Here is a 3,525-nt window from a genome sequence, read left to right on the forward strand (position 1 = left end):
CGATTCGGAATGGTTTCCGAATCGATTCGGAACCGCGGCAGTTATCGACTTCGAGGTCCGAGGGAGCGGGGATCGTCGACGGGGGTATGGACCGAATTGCACCCGTGACGACGCGCGGATCCGACAGCGACCTACGATTCAGGATCGGGCAATCCCTCGCACGAGCGATCATCGCCGAGAGTCCACGTATCGGGTCTCGCGTTACCCACGAATTCGCGGCCGCCACTGCGCATCAGCCTGGGCGACGGCTCGTATCTCCTCGAATTCCCGCGTTTCGCGGCGATCCGCCTCGGGCCGACGTCGGGCACGCGCGAAAAGATGTGATTCGAAAGTATCCGATACGGACAGTGGCCGAGGCCGATCGACGATGCTCGACTCCGACAGCATCATACACCGCGAGGTCGGGCATTCCTTCGCGCGAAGATCATGGACGAAGCTCGTCGTATCGAGTCGAGTGGAACCACTTACTGGCCAGTACCACTACGGGGCGACTTCGAACACTTGCCCGTAGCTCCTCGAATCCGTGCACTTTGCAACAGTTCGACTCGAGGCAAGAGCGGATGCGAGCGCAAACAGGTGGGGGTTTCGTACCCGATACAGACAGTGACGGATCATGGGTGTCACCCCTACGCCGAATTTCGGTGAAGGGCCGTTTCGGGGCTCTCTCGTGCAGTTTGCCCGTATCTCCCCCGATTCGGTCGAATGAATCCGACACAAAGCCGTTTGCGTCCGGCCATGTTTTGGTGTTCACTGACCAGGCGATACAGAGGGGCTCTCCGAATAGGAGCGCCTCATGGCACTCAAGCATGTAAGAACCGACGACCCCCACTCTACACACACCAACACACGCACCCGACTGCTCGAGAAGGTCCTCTCTCGCCATGCATTGGATGGCCTGGATGCCCTCGAGCTACGTCGGCACATGGGAAAGAACGGCTATGTCCCCACACCGCACCGCTGGGAGTGCGACGGCGACGGAGAGGACCTCACCGATGAAGACGGCGCGATCGTCCTCATCGGCGGGACGTCGCCGACCGATCTGGCCAACGAGATCATAGAGGCCGCGCGTCAGCACGTCGAAGAGACGGGCGAGCGCAAGAACTACCGCATCGTGGGCCTGCGTCGCGTCATGGACGACGAGGGCGAGGAGGAAGAGGAGCAGGTGAGCTTCCAGTTCCTCCTGCCCGCCTCGCTGCTCGGCGGCGCCGGGGACGAGCTGGGCACGGGCACGGATCTCCGCGAACACCACGACACGATGATGTCCACCGTGGTGCAGCTCCAGCGCCAGAACGACGGGCTGTTCCGCGTGCTCATGGACGTGGTGCGGCAGTACCCGATGATCCTGGGCAAGTCGACGGAGCTGCTCGAGCGGCTCGGCGACCAGCTCGGCGGGGGGCGGCAGCACGACCTCCAGCAGGTGCTGTCGATCCTCGAGCACGAGTCGACCCGCGAGCAGCGGTTGCTCGAGCACGAGCTGCTCAAGCAGCGCTCGAGCCAGCGCGCGGAGATGTTCGGCAAGTCGATCGACATCGCCGGTCCCGACCTGATGGTGCTGCTGCGCAAGGTCATCGAGATGGCCACCACGCAGCAGGCCCGGGCGCAGGCCGAGCCCGAATCCGCCGCCAACGAGCCACCGCGCGGCAAGGCCAAGGCGAAGGCCAAGGCCGCCGCATCGCCAACCGTGGACACCACGGCGACCGAGCCCTCGCAGTACGCCCAGCGTCTCGAACGGGTGCTGGCCAAGGTGCCCAAGGGCGGCATGGCCAAGGCTCGCGCGCTGCTGCCCGAGGACGACTGGGCGCTCATCGAGGCCGCCCGTGCCGCGGCGACCGACGACGAGTTCGCGGCGATCTTCACCAAGCTCGGCGAGTCGTGGACGGCCAAGGGCGAGGCCGTGACGCAGGAGCTGATGGCCGGGCTCTTCGACGCACTCGGCATGCAGGCGCTCGCTCTGGGCCAGCTCATCGAGGAAGTGCGCGGCGGCTGATCGCGCAGGCTCACCCGACAGGTTTCCTTCCAATGCGACCCGATTTCGGGCCGCAAACCCTTTGCACACCAAGAGAACGAACGATGTCCGAACCAAACAACCCGACCAAACCAATCTACGTCTGCCAGGGCTTTGCCGTGGGTGGCCCCGAGCACGAGGCCGCCCAGGCGGCCTGGCTCGAGGCCCAGGCCGCACACGGCTATCGCCTGGTGGACCGCAAGGTTTTCCACAGCGGTGGCGCCAGCAAGCGCGTGCACCTGGTGATGGAGCTGCTCGAGCCGCTGCCCATCGTCACCGCGGAAGGGGGTGTGTGATGGAGACGCTCGATCAAGGACTCGCGGCCGCGCTGGTGCTCCTGGGCATCGCCGCGATGCTGTACGGGGTGGCCACGCTGTGGCGATCGGTCACCGACGCCAAGGCGCAGCAGCAGGTGCTGGCGCTCGACAAGGAGTCGCGCGAGATGGCCTTCGAGGACCGGGTGACCCGTGAACGGAGTCAGCGCGAGCTGATCCAGGCCCTGATCCCCGCAGGTACGGCGCTCGTCGGGCACTGGCTCGGCCGCCAGAGCCTTCCCACTCCGCCCGACCCGCTCGCGGCGCCTTGCGTGGGGTGCATCCCCAAACCTCCGCCGAACCACGACGACGGCACCATCGAGATCGACCTGCACTCGCTGGTCGATGCGCTGGGCGAGATCGGCTTCTACCGCTGGCTCGAAACCCAGAAGTACGGCGCCACGGCCAACGCGGCCGAGGCTGCCGAGCACGATGACCTCGAGCCCACGCCCGACGTGGTCCCCGGCATGAGTTGAGCCATGCCCACCGAGACCCGGCCGAAGCATGGGCGCGATGCCAGGGAGCGAGACCATGGCCACGCGTGACGCCCGAACTTCGCGGGGTCGATCGCGTGCCAAGGATGCGCGGCCGGGTCTCGACCTCCTCGACTTCTTCCTGACCAGGCGGGCGGCCTCCTTTCCGGAGCCTCCTCCAACCCCTTTGTATCGCACGTGGCGAGGGCGGGGGCCGTCCGACCTGGTCGATCCAGTGATCGCCGAGCAGATCGAGCAACTCGAAGCGATCGGCGAGCAGCTGACGCGGCGGGGGCCGCTGGACCTACTCCTTCGCATACGCACGCGAGCCAACCGGCGCCTGGCCACGCTGCTGCGGCGTGGAGGCAGGGACGACGAACGGACCTGACGCTCCACGCCGCGGCCGAGGCGTGCTCGGCCGCGGTGTGGGCCTTCGCAGAGGTGAACGATGAACGAGACCAGCACAACCGACTCCCCGGTCGAGTCCTCGACCTCCGCGACTGCCGAGACCAAGCCGGCCGAGGTGGTGGTGAGGTACCGCTACGCCGACGGGATCCTGCTCGAAGGCGATAGCTACCCGCACAAGGACGCCGTCAAGAAGGCCCACCCTAGGTGGCGGTGGTTTCGGTCGCTGCGCAAGTGGGGCGTGCCGCGGACGCGGGATCGAGCCCTGTCGCGCTACCAGGTGGAGGAGTACGCCCGGGGCCTGCGCGGCGCCGGGGTGCCCAACGTG

5 protein-coding genes are annotated in these 3,525 nt (G+C 66.6%); all 5 read left to right on the plus strand.

All coding sequences use genetic code 11. From position 1 onward, the window contains the following. Positions 1 to 793: 793 nt before the first annotated feature. Positions 794 to 1,987: a hypothetical protein gene (locus OEB96_RS00525; RefSeq protein ID WP_266213409.1), complete on the plus strand. Its 1,194-nt coding sequence runs from the start codon at positions 794 to 796 to the stop codon at positions 1,985 to 1,987. 83 nt (positions 1,988 to 2,070) lie between these two features. Further along, on the plus strand, positions 2,071 to 2,301 hold the full coding sequence (locus OEB96_RS00530) for a hypothetical protein (RefSeq protein WP_266213410.1): 231 nt from the start codon (positions 2,071 to 2,073) through the stop codon (positions 2,299 to 2,301). Then, entirely contained in the window at positions 2,301 to 2,795 is a 495-nt protein-coding gene (locus tag OEB96_RS00535) for a hypothetical protein (protein WP_266213411.1), read from the plus strand. Before OEB96_RS00530 ends, OEB96_RS00535 begins: the two co-directional genes overlap by 1 nt. Positions 2,796 to 2,850: 55 nt before the next feature. After that, complete coding sequence (locus OEB96_RS00540) at positions 2,851 to 3,180, plus strand: hypothetical protein (protein WP_266213412.1); 330 nt, start codon at positions 2,851 to 2,853, stop codon at positions 3,178 to 3,180. Positions 3,181 to 3,240: 60 nt separating this feature from the next. Next, on the plus strand, positions 3,241 to 3,525 hold a 285-nt coding region (locus OEB96_RS00545), incomplete at its 3' end, for a hypothetical protein (protein WP_266213413.1).

It is taken from the genome of Paraliomyxa miuraensis, from assembly GCF_026337845.1.
In the GTDB taxonomy this organism is placed as follows: Bacteria; Myxococcota_A; Polyangia; order Nannocystales; family Nannocystaceae; genus Paraliomyxa; species Paraliomyxa miuraensis.

Bases quoted from the DNA above. Each gene is read 5' to 3' on its own strand.
- OEB96_RS00540 (WP_266213412.1), top strand. From the start codon at position 2,851: ATGGCCACGCGTGACGCCCGAACTTCGCGGGGTCGATCGCGTGCCAAG.
- OEB96_RS00530 (WP_266213410.1), top strand. From the start codon at position 2,071: ATGTCCGAACCAAACAACCCGACCAAACCAATCTACGTCTGCCAGGGC.
- OEB96_RS00525 (WP_266213409.1), top strand. From the start codon at position 794: ATGGCACTCAAGCATGTAAGAACCGACGACCCCCACTCTACACACACC.
- OEB96_RS00535 (WP_266213411.1), top strand. From the start codon at position 2,301: ATGGAGACGCTCGATCAAGGACTCGCGGCCGCGCTGGTGCTCCTGGGC.